We start from the raw sequence: 18,775 nt of genomic DNA on the forward strand, positions 1-18,775 counted from the left end.
CCACGCCCCCGTCAGGAGGGCTGACCCGCGTCCACCGCCACCGTCAGGATCGCCCGCACCTGCGCGATGATGTCCAGCCGGTTCTGTACGAACTCGGGGTCGGTGACGGTCCCGGTCGCCGGGTCCGTGTTGCCGGTCCCGAACTGCAGCACCGGCGTGTGCACATGCCCACCCGGCAACTCGTCATGCAGCCCGAGCCGGTCGCGCAGCAGCGTCGCGCGGTACGCGATCTCGTTGGAGAGGTAGTTCCCGCCGCCCCCGGAACGGGCCACCGAGCCCGGGGTCGGACCGTCCGGACGTACGACCTGCTCCGTGCCGCCCGCCGGGATCTCGGTTACCGACGTGTTGTCGTACACCGGGAAGCGGCCCGTGCTCGCGTCCACGATCGCCTTGTACGGCAGGGTCGTTGACGTCCACTGCGGCTGCGAGGCCGGATCGGTGACCGGGACGGTCTCGGTCCGCGAGAGGTTCTCGTTGTCGGGGAAACCGCCCCGCCAGGCCCCGTTGGTCCGCTCCACGTCGAACCGGCCGACCCGGCCCTGGCTCACCGTCGTGAACAGGTCCACGCGGGGGAGCTGCTTCCGCAGTGTCCGTTCCACCGTCTGGTCGGCGAAGTCCTGCCAGCGGACGGGGAACATGGCCGTCTCGACGCGTGCAGGCCCGTCCGCGGTCTGGATCGTCGTGCCGTCGAGGGCGAGGGCGGTGGCTCCGGAGGGGTTGGAGATCCGGATGTCACGGTCCAGCGTGAACGGGTCGAATCCGGTGACCAGGATCCGCTTCACGCTCTTGCCGTGCGGGTAGCGGATGGCGTTCTGGCCGCGCGAGGTCTCCTCCAACTTGCCCAACAGCTTGTCTCGTTGGGCATCCGTGAGCCCGAACTCCGGCTCCCACTGGCGCACTTCGCGTGTCATGCTCAGCCGCGCCCAGTACAGCGGCCGGTCGTCGTCCCGGCTCAGATCTCCGCCCGCCGGGCCCCGGCCCTGTGCCCGGTCCACCGCACGAGTCCACAGCTGCGAACCCTGCCGTACGACGATGCGCTCGGCCTGCGCGTACGAGTCGGCGCTGCCCAGCGCCCGCGCGAACTCCGGTGCCACGGAGTCGAATCCGGAGCGCGCCAGGATCTCCTGAGGCGCGGCCTTGTCGAGCCGCAGCTCCTCCACGGTGAAGGTCTCGGCGGCCGAAGAGGCGGCGGACGCGTTGGGCGCCGCCGAGAGCCCCGCCACCAGGGCCAGTCCGAGTACGCCGATCCGAACACGTATGTGCGTCAAGGGAATTCAGGCCTTCCGTCGCCGTGGGGTGCTGCCGGATGGCCGCAGTATCGCGTGACGGACGGGACGTACGCCATGGGGTGTGGCTCAGGTGGGGATCTTCGCGGCCGTCTCCCGCAGTGCCCGCAGGAACGCTTCCGCCGCCGGGGTCAGGGACCGCCCTCGTACCGTCGCCGCGTACACCGCCCGCGCGGGCGCGGCCTCGTCGAGCACCGGGAGCAGCGTGATGTCGGGACGTACGGACTCCGCGGCGAGCGCCGGGATCAGGGCCACGCCGAGACCGGCGGCGACGTATCCCTGCTTGGCGGTCCACTCGGCCACGACGTGCGCCACGCGCGGGCGGAAGCCGTGCCGCAGGGCCGCGTCGAGGAGGGTGCCCTCGGGGCGGGAGCCGCCGGAGATCCAGTCGGCGTCGGCGAGTTGGGGGAGTCGTACCGAGGGCTCGGCGGCGAGCGGGTGGCCGGCGGGGACGGCGACGTACAGGGACTCGTCGAGGAGGTGGTGCAGTGTGTACGCGTCCAGCGGGGCCCGGCCCGTCGTCGAGACGATCGCCAGGTCCAGACTGCCAGCGGACAGCCGCTCCAGGAGTACGGGCGTGAGCCCCTCCTCGCGGGTGAGCCGCACCCCCGGGTGGCGGGTGCGGAACGCGGCGATGGTCCGCGGTACGAGGGCGGCGTCGGCCGTGGCGAAGGCGCCCACCCGCAGCCGTCCGCCCGCCACCTCCCGTAGCGCCGTCAACTCGCGCTCCGCCCCCTGCAGCCGCTCGACCACGGCCTCGGCGTGCGGCACGAGGATCCGCCCGGCCTCCGTCAGCCGTACGCCCCGGGGCAGCCGGTCGAAGAGCGGGGCGCCGCCGAGCGCCGACTCCAGCGAGGAGATCTGCCGCGACACCGCGGACTGCGTCCACCCGAGGGTGCGCGCCGCCACGGTGAACGAACCGTGCCGGGCGACGTCCAGGAACACCCGCAGCCACACGGTCGAGAGATCGGGAGCGTCCTCGCCGGTCCCGACCGCGTCCGCGGCAGCCCCGACCGCGCCGCCCGTCAGATTGTCATGCGCGTTCTGCATGTCACCCATGCTAGACATTCGCTTGTCGCATCGCCCGTGCATGCCTAGCGTCGAAGGCATGGAAAAGATCGCCTTTCTCGGACTCGGCCACATGGGCGCCCCAATGGCCCGCCAACTCCTGGGATCCGGACACCCGTTGACGGTGTGGAACCGCACCGCCGCCAAGGCGGAGCCGCTGGTCGCCGAGGGAGCCACGCTCGCCGCCACCCCGGCGGAGGCCGTGCGGGACGCGGATGTGGTGATCACGATGCTCGCCGGCCCGGCGGCGCTCGACGCGGTCGCGGACGCCGTCGTGCCGGAGCTGCGCCCGGGCGCGTACTGGGTGGAGATGTCGACCGTCGGCCCGGACGTGATCAAGGAACTGGGAGCCCGGCTCAAGGACGGTGTGACGCTCGTCGACGCGCCCGTGGCGGGCAGCACCGACAGGGCCGCCGCGGGGCGGCTCGGCATCCTCGCGGGCGGCGACGTGGCCGGTGTCGAGCATGTGCTGACGCACTTCGGCACGGTCACCCGCACCGGGCCCCTCGGCTCCGGCGCCGCGCTCAAGCTCGTCGTCAACGCTTCCGTCGTCGGCGGGGTCGCCCTTGTCGCCGAGGCGATGCGCCTGGCGGACGCCCTCGGAGTCGACGAGGACACCGCGCGCAACGCCCTCACCAACGGTCCGCTCGGCGGAGCCGTCGGCCGTGCCTTCGCCGAAGGCGTGCACTTCGACACCGCGCTCGCCGTGAAGGACGCCGACCTGGCGACGAAGGCGGCCCGACTCCCGGTCATGGAGGCGGTGTTGGAGCAGTTCAGGCGTGCTGCCGCGGACCCGGCCGTCGTCCACGAGGACATCGCGAAGGCCGCGGCCCACATCCGCCGCTCGTCCTGACGAACCCGATGGGCCTGATGGGCTCGACGAGCCCGACGGGCCCGACAGGCCTGAGAAACCCGCGAATCCCAACGAATCCGAGGAGCCCCGTGCAGGTCACGCTCGACAACCCGCCCTCCGCACCGCAGCCCGCCAACGCCTACTACTCCCAGGTCGCCCGTGTCGAACTCCCGGGCGGCGGAGCCCTGTTGTACCTCTCCGGCCAGGTCGCCGACGGAGCTGACCTCGCCACCCAGAGCCGCGGCGTCTTCGAGACCATCGACGCCCTGCTGAAGGCGCACGGCGCGACCCTCGCGGACATCATCAACATCCGCACCTACCTGACGGACATCGGCAGACTCCACGAATACGGCGCCGTACGACGGGAGTTCCTCACCGGGACCGCGCCCACCAGCATGACCTTCGAGGCCGCCCGCCTCTTCAAGCCTGACGCCCTCGTGGAGGTGGAGGTCGTCGCGGCGGTCAGCCCTCGCCCGGCGGGGAGTCCGACGGGGAGCCCGACAGGGAGTCCGGCGGGGGATTCTCGCCCAGCAGCGTAAGAAAGTCCCTGAACGCGCCCGGCATGTCCACCGACTCCGGGTCAAGCAGCCACTGGTACTGGAGTCCGTCCATCACCGCGACCAGGAGGGGGGCGGCGCGCTCCGGGCTGAGTCCGTTCGGGAGCCGCTCCCCGTACTCGGCGCGCAGTACCGAAGCCATGCTCGCCCGCACGGCCGCGTACCGCTGGGTGAAGAACTCGCGGGCGGGGTGCCCCTCCGTGACGCTCTCGCCGAGCAGTGCCGAGAAGGTCTGGATGATCCCGGGCCGCATGGCGTTGTACTCGACGAGCGAGCTGAGCAGGTCGACCCGCCACTGGGTGTTGGGGACCGCGTCCCACTGGTCGCGCTCCTTGAGGACGGCGACGAGCAGGGCCTCCTTGGTGGGGAAGTGGTGCAGCAGCCCCTGCTGGGTGAGGCCCACGCGCTCGGCGACCGCGGCCAGGCTCGCACCCCGGTAACCGCGTTCGGCGATCACCTCCAGGGCCGCGCGCACGATCTCCGCGCGCCGTTCCTCACTCCTGGTCCTGGTGGTCATGGCGTCACGGTACCGGCATCCGATCACCCCGAATATAACGTCAAGATAACGAAACCTACCGCTCTACAGGTAACGGGTGCAGGATGAGGACGTCCAAGGACTTCAACGAGGAGGTGCCGCCGTGGCGGAAACAGCGGAGAGCCGGGTCGGGAGCCATGCCGGAAGCGCGGCTGAGAGCGCGGCCGGAAGTACGGCCGACCAAGCCCGCGAGGCGGTAGTCGAGGCGGCTCTCGCCAAGCTCGGCATCGATGCGAAGGCGAGGCTGCTCTCCGGGCAGGACATGTGGTCACTGCCCGCGCTCCCCGAGATCGGGCTGAAGTCGCTGGTCATGTCCGACGGCCCGATCGGTGTCCGCGGCGTCCACTGGACCGCCGACGACCCCTCCATCGCGCTCCCGTCCCCGACCGCGCTCGCCGCCACCTGGGACCCGGCCCTGGCCCGCCGCGCCGGCGCCCTCCTCGCCCAGGAGGCCCGCCGCAAGAACGTCCACGTGCTGCTCGCGCCCACCGTGAACCTGCACCGCTCCCCGCTCGGCGGCCGCCACTTCGAGGCGTACAGCGAGGACCCGTACCTGACCGGCGCGATCGGCAGCGGCTACGTGAACGGCGTCCAGTCCGGCGGCGTCGGCACCACCGTCAAGCACTTCGTCGCCAACGACGCCGAGACCGACCGCTTCACGGCGAACAACCTCGTCTCCGAACGAGCCCTGCGCGAGCTCTACTTGGCCCCCTTCGAGGCCATCGTCGAGAACGCCCACCCCTGGGGCATCATGACCGCCTACAACTCGGTCAACGGCACGACCATGACCGAGCACCGCTACCTGGTGAACGAGATCCTGCGCGGCGAATGGGGCTTCGACGGCTTCAACGTCTCCGACTGGATGGCCGCCCGCTCCACGACCGGCGACATCGAGGGCGGCCTCGACGTCGCCATGCCCGGACCGAAGACGGTGTACGGCGAACCGCTCGCGCAGGCCGTACGCGACGGCCGCGTCCAGGAGTCGACGGTCGACGAGGCCGTACGCAACGTCCTGCGCCTCGCCGCCCGCGTGGGCATCCTGGACGGCGCCGAACCGGTAGTCACCGAGCCGCCCGCCACCATCGACGGCGAGGCCCTGGCCCGCGAGATCGCCCGCCGCGCCTTCGTGCTCGTACGCAACCAAGGAGCCAACCAAGGCGCCAACCAAGCAGCTCTCCCGCTCAAGCCCGGCACGGTCGCGCTCATCGGCGCCGCCGCCCGCGACGCCCGCGTCCTCGGCGGCGGCTCCGCCACCGTCTTCCCCGCCCGGATCGTCTCGCCCCTCGACGGCCTCACCGCCGCCCTCCCCGAAGGCGGCCTGACGTACGCCGTCGGAGCCGACCCGAACGAGGAACTCGCCGTCGCGGACAAGGGGTTCGAGCTGCGCGCCGTCTGCCGCGACGCGGCCGGCGAGGTCATCGGCAGCGGCTCCGCGCCCAACGGCCAGATCCAGTGGATGGGCGACGACCTCCCGGCCGGCGTCACCCACGACACCCTCCACACCGTCGAGCTGACCGGCACCTTCACCCCGCGCGACAGCGGCCCGCACACCTTCGGCGTCAAGGGCCTCGGCGCCTTCACACTCACCGTCGACGGCACGACGTACTTCGACGACGTCCAGCGCACCGACAAGGACGACCCCTTCGAGGCGTTCTTCGGCGCCCCGGTGCCCCGCGCCCAGGCCGAACTGACCGCGGGCGAACCGGTGACCGTCTCCCTCACCCACGTCGTCACCCTCCCCGAGGGCATCCCCATGAAGGTGATCGGCTTCGCGCTCGCCCACCAGGAGCCGCAGCGCGACGCCGACGAACTGATCGCCGAGGCCGTCGAGGCGGCCCGCGCCGCCGACACCGCCGTCGTCGTGGTCGCCACCACCGACCGCGTCGAGTCCGAGGGCTTCGACCGCAAGGACCTCCGACTCCCCGGCCGCCAGGACGACTTGGTCCACGCGGTCGCCGCCGCCAACCCGAACACCGTGGTGGTCGTCAACTCCGGCTCCCCGGTGGAGCTTCCCTGGCGGGACGAGGTCGCGGCAGTCCTGCTGAGCTGGTTCCCCGGCCAGGAGGGCGGCGCCGCCCTCGCCGACGTCCTCACCGGCGCACACGAGCCGGGCGGCCGCCTGCCCACCACCTGGGGCTCCCTCGCGGCCGCCCCGGTCACCCAGGTCGTCCCGACCGACGGCGAACTCGCCTACACCGAGGGCGTGTTCATCGGCTACCGAGCCTGGGACAAGGCCGGCGCCACCCCCTCGTACGCCTTCGGGCACGGCCTCGGCTACACCGACTGGACGTACGAGTCGATCGAGGTCGACGGCACCACCGCCAGGATCCGCGTCCGCAACTCCGGCGAGCGCGCCGGCCGCGAGGTCGTCCAGGTCTATCTGGCCCCGGTGGAGACCGACGCCGAGCGCCCCGCCCGGTGGCTCGCCGGTTTCGCCGGTGTCGAGGCCGGACCCGGCGAGAGCGTCGAGGCCGTCGTGGAACTCCCGGACCGCGCCTTCGAGATCTGGGACGAGACGGCGAACTCGTGGGCATTTGTGAAGGGTTCGTACGAGATCCAGGCAGGACGTTCGATCGCGGACCGTCGCGTCGCTTCGACCATTACGGTCTGAGCCAGGACGAGCCGTCCTCCCGAGCAGCCCCGGTCCGGAACCTGACATCCGGGCCGGGGCTCGGGGGAGAGCCCCCTGCCCCTAGGTCGTGTTTTAGAAGCTGGTGACCTGGCTGGTTGGCCGCCCGGGGTGGTGGCGGGCGGCCAACCAGATGGTGAGGTCGCGGGCGATGCCGTTGATGCTGGTCGAGGTGGGTGACCTGGTGCTCTTTGCGGGTGGTGTCACGGCGGACGATTTTGTAGCCGCCTTCTTCCAGGACGGCCACTGAGGCGAACCACACGGGTCCTCGTCGGGCTGGATGACCACGAAGGTGTTGTCCGGAGTCGTTGAGGTCGCTGATCATCATGGACAGCGCCTCCAGTCAGCGATCACTGCGGCGGTTGAGGTGTCCCACGGGAGTATCCTGCTGCGGGAGTTGCAGGTGACAGCGTCGAGCGGACGAAGTTCCAGCCGGGGGGCAACGTGGTGCGCATGCTTAAGGCAGTACTCCCAGTCCTTGCTCTGGTGGCGGCGGGGTGTTCTTCGTCCGAGGGTAAGGATGAGCAGCGGCTGACCGAGCAGCGGGAGAACTACTGCATGCAGCTGGGGACGTGGCAGAAGGCGCGGAACGCGGCGGGCACGGACACACCGGAGTCGTCAGGGTACGACGAGGTCGGGGCCGTCGCTCAGGACGCCTTTCTCGCGATGCAACCGCTCCGGGATGAGACCGTCGGCGGAGGCCGCACCTTGGGGGAGGCGACGGCGGCAGCGATGAACAACGGTGACTCCGAGGCGGAGGGGCGTGTCGTGAAGTACTGCGGAGATGTCGGCTTCGAGACGCTGACCCGCTAGGACTGTTAAATATCTACCTCGCCCCGGTCAGCATGGAATGTGCAACCGACAGCTCAGGCCCGTCATAACCATTCGCCGATCGCGGCGACCAGGACGGTGGCTTCGAAGCGGACCGAGAGTTTGTCGAACCGAGTGGCAACCGCCCGGTTGCGCTTGAGCCGGTTGATCCCGCACTCGACCGCGTGCCGGGCCTTGTAGTCTTCGCGGTCGAAGGCCGGAGGCCGCCCGCCGGCCTTGCCTCGCCGCTTGCGGTTGGCGACCTGGCTGGAAGGCTCCGGGATCGTGCACCGGATCCCACGCTGTCGCAGGTAGGCCCGGTTGGCGCGTGAGGAATACGCTTTGTCGCCCCGCACCCGCAGAGGGCGGACACGAGGACGGCCAGGCCCGGTGCGTGGCACTCGGACGCCTTCCAAGACGGCGGCGAACTGGGGGCTGTCACCACGCTGGCCTGCGGTGACCAGCAGGGATAGCGGCCGGTGGCCTTGTTCGCAGGCCAGGTGGATCTTGGTGGTGAAGTCGCCGCGGGACCGGCCGAGGCCGTGGTCGTCGGGTTCGACATGGATGCCGCCTGGCGGTTCCTTCTGGGCCCGTCCGTCGCGGCGGGCACCTGCTGCGTGCTGGTGGGCTCGACAGATCGTGGAGTCGACGTTGACCTCCCACGTGATCAGCCCTGCCGCGTCCGCCCCGGCTTGCAGTCCGGTCAGCAGCACGGGCCAGATGCCGTCGCGCTGCCAGCGACGGAAGAGTCCATAGACGGTCTGCCATGGCCCGTACTCCGACGGCAGATCCCTCCACGGACCACCGGTCCGCACTCGCCAGCGGATCCCATCGATCAGCTTCCGCCGGCCCACCGGCGGCCGACCCGACACCGCGATCGGCAACAACGGCTCCAGCACGGACCACTGCTCGTCAGAAAGATCCCCTCGCCCCACACCGAGATCATCACAACGCAGGACGAGGAGACCGAGGCACTTTCAAACACCGCCTAGCCGCTAGTCGCGCACCCCGAAGCCATAGGCGGTCTCCGACCTGTACACCCCGCCCGGCCGCAGCTCGGTGCTGGGGAACTCCGGCCGGTTCGGGGAGTCGGGGAAGTGCTGCGTCTCCAGTGCGATGCCGTCGCCGGGTGCGAACGGCCCCGAGGCATCCAGGTGGTCGGCCGTGTAGAGCTGGAGGCCGGGCTCGGTCGTCGCCACGGTCAGTACGCGCCCGGAGGCCGGATCGTGCAGCTCGGCGACCTCCACCGGCGTCCCGGTCAGCCCCTTGTCGAGCACGAAGTTGTGGTCGTACCCGGCGCCCACCTTCCGCGCCTCCCGGAAGTCGAAGCGCGTGCCGTGCACGCCCTCGAACTCCCCGGTGGGAATCAGATCCACGTTCACCGGCGTCAACCGCGAGGCGGCGATGCGGAGTTCGTGCCCGCCCGCGCTGCCCGAACCGCGGCCACCCAGATTCCAGTACGTGTGGTTCGTCAGGTTCACCACGGTCGGCGCGTCCGTGACCGCCTCGTACGCGATCCGCAGCGCGCCGCCCTCGTCCAGCGTGTACGTCGCCGAGACCTCCAGTCGCCCGGGGAAACCCTCCTCGCCGTGCGGAGCGACCCGCGACAGCCGGACCCCGTGTTCGACCGGCTCCGCGTCCCACACACGCTTGTCGAAGCCGAACTCGCCGCCGTGCAGGGAGTTGGTGCCGTTGTTCTGGGCCAGGTGATACGTCAGACCGTCGAGCGGGAAGCGGCCGCCCGCGATCCGGTTCGCGTACCGGCCGACCAGCGCCCCGAAGTACGGCTCCGGATGCGCGAGATACCCCGCCAGGTCCGGGAAGCCCAGCACCACGTCCACGGCCCGCCGGTCCCGGCCGGGCACCTCGGCCGACTGCACGATTCCGCCGTACGTCAGGACCCGTACCCGCACGCCGGAACGCTCCAGCGTCCAGCGGTGAACGGGGGTGCCGTCGGGAAGGGTGGCGAAGAGTTCGTCGTACATGATCGGAAGCGTCTCAGATCAGCTTAGTGATCCTGTACCAGACGTGGTGTCTGGCAGCGGGATTTCCCATCGTGGAGGGGTGGCGTGGGTGTGCAGGTGGAAGCCTGCGCCCAGTGCTGCTCCTCGTGGCCGGTGACCGGCTGTGGTGGGTGTGCTGGTCGTGGTCACGTTCTGGTGCCGGTGGGCTGCGCGGGGCAGTCTGGGCCGGCCCGTTGGTGCGTGTCCCTCCGGACGCTTGCCCGCCGGGCCCGAGGGGCTGGTGGGGGAGGGTGCCCTGCGTCGCCTGGGCGCGGGGCGGGTGGAGCGAGGCCGGGTCGGGCCGGTCTTGGACCGGTCCGACCGGCTGGCTTTGATGGTGGTCGGGGTGATGACCGCCGTGGCTTCGAGTTTGTCGATGACCGTGCGGATCACCGTCTGCCCGGTGGTGCGGTCGGTGACGGTCTTGGTCTGGTGGGTGAGGCCGCGTGCGGCGATGCGCTGCCAGGCGCCCTGGTCGCGGTCGCCCTGCCAGCCGCAGTCCGGCTGGGGGCAGATGGCCCACTTCCATCCTGCGGTGGTGGGCCGGTCGGGGGCTTTGCGGTGGCGCAGCGGGGTCAGGCACCGGGGGCAGTGCCGGGAGGTGTTGCGTGGCGGGACGGTGACGACGGCGATCCCCGTCTCGGCGGCGAGGTGGCGGATACGGTCGGTGATCTGGCCGCGGACGGTCTGGGACAGGCGGGTGTTCATGGTGCGGCCCATGCCTTTGGCTTCCATCGACCGCAGGTCTTCCAGATAGATGACCGTCGCTCCGGCGGCAATCGCCTGGTCGACCGCCCAGCGGGCGGCAGCCCACGCGAGGGCACCGTTGAGGTTCGTGCGGCGTGCGCTGACGCGGCGGGTTTCCTCGCGCAGGACCTCGTGCCGGGTGTGCAGCGGGTGTCCGGTGTTTTCGGTGGTGTCGCCGATGAGCCGCTGGTACTGGTCGGCCTTGGCGTGCAGGTGTTCGGACAGGCGGCGCAGGCGGTGCTGTCTGGCCAGTACTCCCTCGGCGCGGAACTGGGCTCCCGTACCGAGGGCGGTGAGGCGGCCGTCGTCGTGGAGCCGGGCGGCCCCAGCGGACAGTAGGGTGTTCAGGCCCCAGTCCACACCCAGTGCCACGCGGTGACCGGTGCGGTGGGTCTTGGGTACGGCATGGGTGTAAGAGAGATCGGCGCGTACCCGGCCGCCTGCCATACGCAGGGTGGGAAGGTGCAGTACCGCGTTCGCCGGGATGGTCGGCGGCAGGGCGATGGGGCAGGCCACCCAGGTCCAGTCACGGTAGGAGCGCGGGTCGGGCCGGGTGGGCAGTTGCAGCCGCAGCAGCACCCGCCGCGGATCGGACCCGGAACGCTCGATGGTGGCCTGCTGCCCGTCACAGGCGGACAGCAACAGCATCCGCGCCGCCCGGGGCGCCTCCTCCAATTCGAACACCCCCGCAGGCAGGCGGCCGTGCTCACGCTCGAACGCGGCGATCTGCCGGGTACGGGAACGAATCACACCCGACGGGAGATACCGGCCGCCAGGAACCGCCTCCCGCACCGCGTCCCACTCCCCGCCGGTGCGCCGGGCCGGGTCGGCCGGCCAGGCGGCGAGGACACCGGCCGTGAGGTCGGCCCGCCACTTCGCCGAGCGCAGCGCACGCCCGGCCTGTTCCTGGGCCATCCGCACGATCCGGTCGTTGACCTTGATCCCGTCCGGAGCCTCGATGGTCCAGCCCAGACGCCGCAACGCCATCCACGCGTTCGACGGCAGCTTCCGCCCACCTGCGTCCTCGCCGGAAGCAAGAACGTCCACGTCGGCCGCGTTCCAGTGCTCAGCCAGGAGCTCGGCGGCCATGCCGGGCACGAGATCAGCGGCCCAGCCGACCCGCTGTGCCAGCGCCGCGGCCGACAGTAACTCGCCCGTCTTCTCCACCACGCCCGCCCGCAGCAGACCACGGGCACAAGCAGTACGGGCCGTCTCACCCGCCCCCAGCGGCAGCCTCCGGCTCACCAGTACCCCCCTCCCGACCCGTGGTGCTGTCATCAGATCAACGACACCCCAGCACAAAGGTCACGCATTCGATCCACGCACTCACATACGACACCGACGCCAATGCCGCTGCCGAACACATGGCATGGGCGACCGCCAGACGACACATCACTACGGATACCAAAGGAAGCCCGTGAGCCTAGGCCAACCAGTCACGAACGAACGCCTGGCCACCGCGTTACGACGTGGTCATGCGCGCATCGGCAGAGGCCCGGAGCAGCGCCGGTCAGGCCACCGGTTCCTTGGACGTCACCACCCGATAGGCCATCTCCGCGAGCCACGCCTGCCCGGTCTTGCTCGGGTGGAACCAGTCCCAGTGGCTCAACTGATCAGTCCCGAAGCGGTAGTCGAAGACCGCGCCACCGTCGAACCGGCAGTACTTGTCCTTGGCGCAGACCTCCTCCAGAACCTTGTTGTACGCCTCCACCCGGTCCTGAACCGTGTCGCGCCGCAGCGTCGCCGCCGCGTCGAGGGAGTCCGCGTCACCCAGCATCGAGGGGCAGATGCCCAGCTTCCAGACCTGCTTGCCGACCGGATTGCTGCGGCCCTCGGACCAGAGCCGCTTCAGGTCCGGCACGCTCGACACATACACCTGGGTCTTGGGCAGCGCATCGCGCAACGTGCCCAACGCGTCCTCGAAGTCGGCCTGGAACTCGGCGACGGACGTCATCGCCGAGACGGAGGAGCGGCAGGCGTCGTTGGCGCCCGCCATCACCGCCACCAACTCCGGCTTCTCCGTGGCGGCCCGCGCCATCTGCCCGGGCAGGTCCGCCATCCGCGCCCCGGTCACCGCGTAGTTCCAACTGCGCTCGGCCGCCCCGGCCGTCCCCAGCAGCCGTACGGCGAGACTGTTGACCTCCGTGTCGCTGCCGGTCGCCCAGGACGCCTCGGGGCAGTCGGACAGCACGGTGCACGCGTCGAAGCCGCGCGTGATGGAGTCGCCGACCGCGGCCACGGACTTCGGGCTGCGGTCCCAGGCGGGCGTGGGCTTCGGGGACGGCCGCACCTTCGCCGTGGTGCCCTGTGGCGCAGGGGAGTTGCCACCGGTCGCGTCGCACCCGGCGACACCCAGCAGGGCTGCCGCCGCCACGGCGAGGACGGCCCGTGAACGGTGGCTACGGTTCCGCATCCCCTGGTCCCCTCGTTCGTTGTGCAGGGTCGGTCGCCACCCGGGCAGACACGGTCGGTCAGCACCGCGTCCCCTTGGGTGAAACCTCAATATTTCTGGGCGCTTGGACCGACGGTACGTCACACTCCTTGCGCCGCCGCACGGTAGCCTCGCCACGTGGCCGCCCCGCCACTGCCGTTCCGCTAAGTTACAAGATGCGTCGCTCTGTCCGGAGGCCCCAGTGACGACACGTGGAGTTCTCTACGTGCACTCCGCGCCCCGCGCGCTGTGCCCGCACGTCGAGTGGGCGGTCGCCGGAGTGCTCGGCACACGCGTCAACCTCGACTGGATCCGGCAGCCCGCCTCGCCGGGCACCTGGAGATCAGAGTTCTCCTGGAAGGGCGAGGTCGGCACCGCCTCCAAGCTCGCCTCCGCGCTCCGCGGCTGGCAGATGCTCCGCTTCGAGGTCACCGCCGAGCCGTGCCCCACGGCCGAGGGCGAGCGCTACAGCTGCACCCCCGAACTGGGCATCTACCACGCAGTCACCGGAATCCACGGCGACATCCTCATCCCCGAGGACCGCCTCCGCGCCGCCCTACTCCGCTCCCAGCGAGGCGAAACAGACCTCGAAGCCGAACTCGCCAAGCTCCTGGGCAAACCGTGGGACGACGAGTTGGAGCCTTTCAGGTACGCGGGCGAGGGCGCTCCGGTGCGCTGGCTCCACCAGGTCGTCTGACAGCGCCCCTTTTAGGGGCGCGGGGAACTGCGCGACCAGCCCCCACCGGCGGCCGGCCGACAAACAACATGTGGCCCGAACCCCTCCGAGGGGTTCGGGCCACACACCGTTCAGCTCAGAACAGCTCAGACCGTCCGGAACGCAAGCACCACGTTGTGCCCACCAAACCCGAACGAGTCGTTCAGCGCAGCGATCCGCCCCTCGACGGGCAGCTTCCGCGCCTCACCCCGCACGATGTCGGCATTGGCCGCAGCCTCGGGGTCGAGGTTCTCGACGTTGATGGTCGGCGGCGCCACCCGGTGGTACAGCGCGAGGACCGACGCGACCGACTCCACGCCGCCCGCGCCACCGAGAAGGTGACCGGTCATCGACTTGGTGCCGGACACCGCCATGTGGTCGGCGTCGTCGCCGAACACCTTGCGCAGCGCCTTCAGCTCCGCCACGTCACCGGCAGGCGTCGAGGTGGCGTGCGCGTTCACGTGCACGATCTCGGCCGGGTCCAGGTCGGTGTTGTCGAGCAGGTTCTGCAGCGCGTGCGCGATGCCGCGGCCTTCGGGCTCCGGCTGCACGATGTCGTGGCCGTCGGAGGAGATGCCCTGGCCGACCGCTTCGACGTACACGCGGGCACCGCGCGCCGCGGCGTGCTCGGCCGACTCCAGGACGAGGACGCCGGCGCCCTCACCGAGGACGAAGCCGTCGCGCGCGACGTCGTAGGGGCGCGAGGCACCCTGCGGGTCGTCGTTGTTCTTGGACATCGCCATCATGTTGCCGAAGGCGGCGATGGGCAGCGGGTGGATGGCCGCCTCCGTACCACCGGCGACGACGACGTCGGCGCGCCCGGTGCGGATCATCTCGATCGCGTAGCCGATGGCCTCGGCGCCCGACGCGCAGGCGGAGACAGGGGTGTGCACACCGGCGCGGGCACCGACGAGCAGACCGACGTTGGCGGACGGGCCGTTCGGCATCAGCATCGGCACGGTGTGCGGGGAGACGCGGCGTACGCCCTTCTCCTTCAGCACGTCGTACTGGTCGAGGAGGGTGGTCACGCCGCCGATGCCGGAGGCGATGACGGTGCCGAGCCGGTCGGGGTCGACACTGGTGTCCTCCCCGGCGCGGTCGGTGTAACCGGCGTCCGCCCAGGCCTCCTTGGCCGCGATCAGCGCGAACTGCGCCGAGCGGTCCAGGCGGCGGGCCTGCGGACGGGGGATGACCTCGCCCGGCTCCACGGCGATCTGCGCCGCGATACGGACCGCCTGCTCGGCGGCCCAGTCCTGCTCCAGGGCGCGGACGCCGGAACGTCCGGCGACCAGGCCCTCCCAGGTAGAGGCTGCGTCGCCACCCAGCGGTGTGGTTGCGCCGATACCGGTGACGACCACGGTGCGATTGGTCGGGCTCACGGGAATTCTTTCTCCAACGATACGAGGATTCAGCGGCGCCACCGCCGGGTGGCGGGGCAGTTCAGCCCAGGGATCGGGCGGTCAGCCCAAGTTGATCGGGAGATCAGCCCTGGTTCTTGAGGATGTAGCTCGTCGCGTCGCCGACGGTCTTGAGGTTCTTGACGTCGTCGTCCGGGATCTTGACGTCGAAGCGCTCTTCGGCGGCGACGACGACCTCGACCATGGACAGCGAGTCGACGTCCAGGTCGTCGGTGAAGGACTTGTCCAGCTGGACGTCCTCGGTGGGGATCCCGGCGATCTCGTTCACGATCTCGGCGAGACCTTCGACGATCTCTTCCTGAGTGGCGGCCATGTCAGGCGCTCCTTCGGTATGTATCCAGAGGGTGAGGCGGTACTCCGGCCGGAGAGATCCGGCCGGTGTGCCTAGGGGAGGGTAACGACCGTGGCGGCGTACACGAGACCCGCCCCGAAGCCGATGACGAGCGCGGTGTCGCCGCTCTTCGCCTCGCCGGTCGCCAGAAGCCGCTCCATCGCGAGCGGAATCGAGGCTGCCGACGTGTTGCCGGTGGTGCGTACGTCGCGGGCGACCGTGACGTGCTCCGGCAGTTTCAGTGTCTTCACCATCGAGTCGATGATCCGCTCGTTGGCCTGGTGGGGAATGAAGACGTCCAGCTCGGCCGAGGTGATCCCGGCCGCGTCCAGTGCCTGCTGTGCGACCTTCGCCATCTCGAACACGGCCCAGCGGAACACCGCCTGGCCCTCCTGCGTGATGGCGGGGAACTTGACCTCGCCCTTGGAGTTGCGCGGCAGGGCGGACAGGTCAGAGGCGTGGAACTCGTCCCACGGCATGGTCTGCTTGATCGTGCCGGCCTTGTCGCCTTCGCTGCCCCAGACCGTCGGGCCGATGTGCGGCTCGTCGGAGGGGCCCACGACGACCGCACCGGCGCCGTCACCGAACAGGAAGGCCGTCGCGCGGTCCTCCAGGTCGGTGAGGTCGGAAAGACGCTCGACGCCGATGACAAGGACGTACTCGGCGGAACCTTCGACGACGATGCCCTTGGCGAGCGTGAGGCCGTAGCCGAAGCCCGCGCAGCCGGCCGAGATGTCGAAGGCGGCGGCCTTGTTCGTGCCGAGCTTGTCGGCGATCTCGGTGGCGACGGCCGGGGTCTGGCTGAAGTGCGACACGGTGGAGACGACGACCGCGCCGATCTGCTCGGCGGTGATCCCGGCGTCGGCGATCGCCTTGCCGGACGCCTCGATGGACATCGCGGCGACGGTCTCCTCGTCGTTCGCCCAGTGCCGGGTCTCGATGCCGGAGCGCGAACGGATCCACTCGTCGGACGAGTCGATCGTCTCGAGGATCACCGAGTTGGGCACGACCCGGACGGGGCGGTAGCCGCCCACGCCGAGGATCCGTGCGTACGGGGCGCCCTTGCTGGGCTTGATCTTCGACATGCTCTCAAGCTCCTTGTCAGGCACTGTGCTCGGCGATGAGCTCGCGAGCCGCGTCGAGGTCGTCGGGGGTCTTCAGCGCGAGCGTCTTCACACCGGGCAGGGCGCGCTTGGCCAGACCGGTCAGGGTGCCGCCGGGGCAGACCTCGAGCAGCGCGGTCACGCCGAGCTCCTTGAAGGTCTCCATGCACAGGTCCCAGCGGACCGGGTTGGCGACCTGGCCGACCAGGCGCGCGACGACCTCGTCGCCGGTGGCGACGGCCTTGCCGTCCTTGTTCGAGACGTACGTGAGCTTCGGGTCCGCGGGAGCCAGCTCCTCGGCGGCCTTGGCCAGCGCGTCGACGGCGGGTGCCATGTGGCGCGTGTGGAAGGCACCGGCGACCTTCAGCGCGATGACCTTGCGTACGCCCTCGGGCTTGTCCTCTTCGAGCGCGGCGAGCTGCTCCAGCGTGCCGGCGGCCACGATCTGGCCCGCGCCGTTCACGTTGGCCGCCGTCAGGCCGAGCTTCTCCAGGTGCGGGACCGTTGTCGCGGGGTCGCCGCCGAGCAGCGCCGACATGCCGGTCCGCGTGATGGCGGCGGCCTCGGCCATCGCCAGGCCACGCTTGCGTACGAGCCGCAGCGCGGCCGTGTCTTCGAGCACTCCCGCGAACGCGGCGGCGGTGATCTCACCGACGCTGTGGCCCGCGACGGCACCCGGGGTCACCTCGCCCAGCGCGCCGGCGGACAGCAGTCCGGCCGCGACGAGCAGCGGCTGCGCCACGGCCGTGTCGCGGATCGCGTCCGCGTCGGCCTGCGTGCCGTAGTGGGCAAGGTCGAGCCCGATGGCGTCGGACCAGGCGGCGAGGCGGGCTGCCGCGCCGGGGAGGTCGAGCCAAGGAGTCAGGAAGCCGGGCGTCTGAGCGCCCTGGCCGGGAGCGACGAGTACGAGCACTCTCACACTCTCTCTTGCGGACGGCCACGACCGCCCGTGGGGACAGGGACGAAGAACACGAGGGGGAATTGTAGGTCCCCGACAAAAGCCTAGGCCTGAGGATCTCCATCGGCCAGACGCCCCAGGATCAGCGCGATCCGCAGCGTGAACGCGGAGCGTACATCGGAGGGCGACCAACCGGTGACGTCAGTCACACGTCGGAGCCGGTAGCGCACGGTGTTGGGGTGGACGAAGAGCATGCGGGCCGCGCCTTCGAGGCTGCTCGCCTGTTCCAGATAGACGGCGAGCGTCTCCAGGAGCGCGGAGCCGGCCTCCTCCAGCGGTCTGTAGATCTCCTCCACCAGCTGATCGCGGGCGGCGGGGTCACCGGCGATCGCGCGCTCCGGCAGCAGATCGTCCGCCAGCACCGGCCGCGGCGCGTCCTGCCAGGCAAAACACGCCTTCAGCCCGGCGGCGGCGGCCTGCGCGGAGCGGGTCGCGGCGAGCAGGTCGGGCACGATGGGGCCCGCGACCACGGACCCGGCGGCATACGGCCCGATCAGCGACTTGGCGACGGCGAGCGGATTGTCGCTGCCACCCGCGATGACGACCAGCCGGTCCCCGAGCACCCCGGTCAGCACCTGGAGCTTGGCGTGCCGGGCGGCCCGCCGGATCGCCTCCACCGTCAGCTCGCTGTCACCGTCGGGCGCCGTGCCCAGCACCACGCAGACATGTTCGGGTGAATTCCAGCCGAGCGCCGCGGCCCGGCTCACCGCGCCCTCGTCAGCCTCCCCGGACAGCACGGCGTTCACGACGAGCGACTCGAGCCGGGCGTCCCAGGCGCCGCGTGCCTCCGCCGCCTGGGCATAGACCTGGGCCGTCGCGAAGGCGATCTCACGGGCGTAGACGAGGAGCGCCTCGCGGAGCACGGACTCGTCGCCCGGCGACGCGACCTCGGGGACCGCGCTTTCCATGACCTCGATCGTGGTCCGCACCATCTCGACCGTCTGGCGCAGGGTGATCGCCCTGGTCAGCTCGCGCGGCGCGGTTCCGAACACATCGGTGGAGATGGCCTGCGGGGCGTCCGGGTGCCGGAACCACTCGGTGAAGGCCGCGATTCCGGCCTGCGCGACAAGGCCGATCCAGGAACGGTTCTCCGGGGGCATGGCCCGGTACCACGGCAGTGTCTCGTCCATCCGCGCGATGGCCTGCGCGGCGAGACTCCCGGCCGACTTCTCCAGCCGCTTCAGGGTCGCTGCGTGTGCGCGGACGTCGAGCGGTGGGCGTGCGGTGTTGCTGGTTTCGGGTTCGGGCACGGGACAAGACTGCCTTATCCGGACGGAGGTGTGCCGCGGCGGGTCGCAAGTAAGCGCCGGGAGAGCCCGGGGGCGGGGGCT

Annotated in this window: 17 protein-coding genes and 1 pseudogene; 5 read left to right on the forward strand and 13 right to left on the reverse strand. The window is 70.7% G+C overall.

Features of this window, described 5'->3' with window-relative positions:
- Positions 1 to 11: 11 nt before the first annotated feature.
- On the reverse strand, positions 12 to 1,268 hold the full coding sequence (locus OG266_RS30910) for a pyroglutamyl peptidase (RefSeq protein ID WP_371549610.1): 1,257 nt from the start codon (positions 1,266 to 1,268) through the stop codon (positions 12 to 14).
- Positions 1,269 to 1,355: 87 nt separating this feature from the next.
- Positions 1,356 to 2,336, reverse strand: coding sequence for a LysR family transcriptional regulator (locus tag OG266_RS30915; RefSeq protein ID WP_371549613.1), 981 nt, complete (start codon positions 2,334 to 2,336; stop codon positions 1,356 to 1,358).
- A 58-nt stretch (positions 2,337 to 2,394) separates the two neighbouring features.
- Here OG266_RS30915 and OG266_RS30920 point away from each other — a divergent pair, with 58 nt between their 5' ends.
- A complete protein-coding gene (locus OG266_RS30920; RefSeq protein ID WP_371549615.1) occupies positions 2,395 to 3,207 on the forward strand; it encodes an NAD(P)-dependent oxidoreductase in 813 nt (270 codons plus the stop codon).
- Between the two features lie 89 nt (positions 3,208 to 3,296).
- Positions 3,297 to 3,746, forward strand: a complete 450-nt coding sequence (locus tag OG266_RS30925; RefSeq protein ID WP_329547836.1) for a RidA family protein — start codon at positions 3,297 to 3,299, stop codon at positions 3,744 to 3,746.
- On the opposite strand, the gene OG266_RS30930 is transcribed toward OG266_RS30925, so the two are convergent.
- On the reverse strand, positions 3,670 to 4,281 hold the full coding sequence (locus tag OG266_RS30930) for a TetR/AcrR family transcriptional regulator (RefSeq protein ID WP_371549617.1): 612 nt from the start codon (positions 4,279 to 4,281) through the stop codon (positions 3,670 to 3,672). The two genes, OG266_RS30925 and OG266_RS30930, sit on opposite strands and share 77 nt — an antisense overlap.
- Before the next feature lie 121 nt (positions 4,282 to 4,402).
- Between OG266_RS30930 and OG266_RS30935 the strand changes: the two genes are divergently transcribed.
- Positions 4,403 to 6,910, forward strand: a complete 2,508-nt coding sequence (locus OG266_RS30935) for a beta-glucosidase (protein ID WP_371549619.1) — start codon at positions 4,403 to 4,405, stop codon at positions 6,908 to 6,910.
- Positions 6,911 to 7,003: 93 nt separating this feature from the next.
- Here OG266_RS30935 and OG266_RS30940 read toward each other — a convergent pair.
- Positions 7,004 to 7,268 (reverse strand): annotated as a pseudogene (locus OG266_RS30940) (hypothetical protein); the annotation flags it as partial.
- A 113-nt stretch (positions 7,269 to 7,381) separates the two neighbouring features.
- On the opposite strand from OG266_RS30940, the gene OG266_RS30945 reads away from it, so the two are divergent.
- Positions 7,382 to 7,741 (forward strand): hypothetical protein, encoded by a 360-nt coding sequence (locus OG266_RS30945; RefSeq protein ID WP_371549621.1) that lies wholly within the window; start codon positions 7,382 to 7,384, stop codon positions 7,739 to 7,741.
- A 62-nt stretch (positions 7,742 to 7,803) separates the two neighbouring features.
- Here OG266_RS30945 and OG266_RS30950 read toward each other — a convergent pair whose 3' ends face one another.
- The 4 genes from OG266_RS30950 to OG266_RS30965 all read right to left on the reverse strand — a co-directional run bounded on the left by OG266_RS30950 (position 7,804) and on the right by OG266_RS30965 (position 12,901).
- Positions 7,804 to 8,673 (reverse strand): IS5 family transposase, encoded by an 870-nt coding sequence (locus OG266_RS30950; RefSeq protein ID WP_371549623.1) that lies wholly within the window; start codon positions 8,671 to 8,673, stop codon positions 7,804 to 7,806.
- Between the two features lie 60 nt (positions 8,674 to 8,733).
- Positions 8,734 to 9,723, reverse strand: a complete 990-nt coding sequence (locus OG266_RS30955) for an aldose epimerase family protein (RefSeq protein WP_371549625.1) — start codon at positions 9,721 to 9,723, stop codon at positions 8,734 to 8,736.
- An 18-nt stretch (positions 9,724 to 9,741) separates the two neighbouring features.
- The gene (locus tag OG266_RS30960) at positions 9,742 to 11,733 is read right to left on the reverse strand and encodes a zinc ribbon domain-containing protein (RefSeq protein WP_371549627.1); all 1,992 of its coding nucleotides are present in this window, start codon (positions 11,731 to 11,733) and stop codon (positions 9,742 to 9,744) included.
- A 265-nt stretch (positions 11,734 to 11,998) separates the two neighbouring features.
- The gene (locus OG266_RS30965) at positions 11,999 to 12,901 is read right to left on the reverse strand and encodes an SGNH/GDSL hydrolase family protein (RefSeq protein ID WP_371549629.1); all 903 of its coding nucleotides are present in this window, start codon (positions 12,899 to 12,901) and stop codon (positions 11,999 to 12,001) included.
- 220 nt (positions 12,902 to 13,121) lie between these two features.
- On the opposite strand from OG266_RS30965, the gene OG266_RS30970 reads away from it, so the two are divergent.
- Positions 13,122 to 13,616 (forward strand): DUF3145 domain-containing protein, encoded by a 495-nt coding sequence (locus OG266_RS30970; protein WP_266463221.1) that lies wholly within the window; start codon positions 13,122 to 13,124, stop codon positions 13,614 to 13,616.
- A 125-nt stretch (positions 13,617 to 13,741) separates the two neighbouring features.
- On the opposite strand, the gene OG266_RS30975 is transcribed toward OG266_RS30970, so the two are convergent.
- The 5 genes from OG266_RS30975 to OG266_RS30995 form a co-directional block, all read right to left on the reverse strand.
- Positions 13,742 to 15,013, reverse strand: coding sequence for a beta-ketoacyl synthase (locus OG266_RS30975; RefSeq protein ID WP_266463224.1), 1,272 nt, complete (start codon positions 15,011 to 15,013; stop codon positions 13,742 to 13,744).
- A gap of 103 nt (positions 15,014 to 15,116) precedes the next feature.
- Positions 15,117 to 15,365 (reverse strand): acyl carrier protein, encoded by a 249-nt coding sequence (locus tag OG266_RS30980; protein ID WP_266463227.1) that lies wholly within the window; start codon positions 15,363 to 15,365, stop codon positions 15,117 to 15,119.
- A 71-nt stretch (positions 15,366 to 15,436) separates the two neighbouring features.
- On the reverse strand, positions 15,437 to 16,468 hold the full coding sequence (locus tag OG266_RS30985; RefSeq protein WP_371549632.1) for a ketoacyl-ACP synthase III: 1,032 nt from the start codon (positions 16,466 to 16,468) through the stop codon (positions 15,437 to 15,439).
- A gap of 16 nt (positions 16,469 to 16,484) precedes the next feature.
- The gene (locus OG266_RS30990) at positions 16,485 to 17,399 is read right to left on the reverse strand and encodes an ACP S-malonyltransferase (RefSeq protein WP_371549634.1); all 915 of its coding nucleotides are present in this window, start codon (positions 17,397 to 17,399) and stop codon (positions 16,485 to 16,487) included.
- 89 nt (positions 17,400 to 17,488) lie between these two features.
- The gene (locus OG266_RS30995) at positions 17,489 to 18,694 is read right to left on the reverse strand and encodes a CdaR family transcriptional regulator (RefSeq protein WP_266463239.1); all 1,206 of its coding nucleotides are present in this window, start codon (positions 18,692 to 18,694) and stop codon (positions 17,489 to 17,491) included.
- Positions 18,695 to 18,775 lie beyond the last annotated feature (81 nt).

It is taken from the genome of Streptomyces sp. NBC_00554 (genome assembly GCF_041431135.1).
Taxonomy (GTDB): domain Bacteria; phylum Actinomycetota; class Actinomycetes; order Streptomycetales; family Streptomycetaceae; genus Streptomyces.